At 47.8% G+C, this 663-nt stretch carries 1 protein-coding gene; it reads left to right on the top strand.

Translation table 11 applies throughout. The features are described 5' to 3' along the window. Positions 1-663, top strand: a 663-nt coding sequence (locus tag FC96_RS13040; RefSeq protein WP_202813031.1) for a hypothetical protein, incomplete at both ends; no start/stop codon positions are given.

Below are 663 nucleotides of genomic sequence, written 5' to 3'. Positions count from 1 at the left end.
CCAACGGTAAAGATGGTAAGGATGGGATTACGCCAACCGTAACTGCAGTGCCAAGTGAGGATGGCAAGACGACAGTCTTAACGTTCACGTTCACCGACGGTGACGGTAACCAAACAACCCAAACCGTCGATGTTCAAAACGGTAAGGATGGTCAAACGCCTTCAATCGATGAATCGAAGACGACGACTGATGAGAAGAACAATTCTACCACCTACTACTTCACCTACCCTGACGGCACGAATGCTGGTTCCTTCACTGTTTACAACGGTAAGGATTCATCCATTACCGGCTCTAACACTGACGAAGATGGCAACACCGTTGTGACCTTCAACGATGGTAAGCAAATTACGATCAACAAGGGCGACGCTGGTAAGGATGCTGAAATTACCGACAGTTACGTTGATGAAGATGGCAACACGGTCATCGTCTTCGCTGATGGTAAGAAAGTTTCAATTCCTAAGGGCGAAAAAGGTGACAAAGGCGATAAGGGTGATCAAGGCGACTCACTGACAGTGACGAAGCAAATCACTGACAAAGACGGTAACCTGGTCATTACCTTAAGCGATGGCTCAACATTGACGATTCCTAAGGGTAAGGATGCCACAATCACTAGCCAAACCACCGACGAGGATGGCAACACTGTTCTGATCTTCGGTGACGGTT

The sequence above is a fragment of the Secundilactobacillus kimchicus JCM 15530 genome, from assembly GCF_001433995.1.
GTDB classification, from domain to species: Bacteria; Bacillota; Bacilli; order Lactobacillales; family Lactobacillaceae; genus Secundilactobacillus; species Secundilactobacillus kimchicus.
The sequence above is the reverse complement of the archived record's forward strand: the minus strand, read 5'-3'. Positions and strand labels throughout refer to the sequence as shown.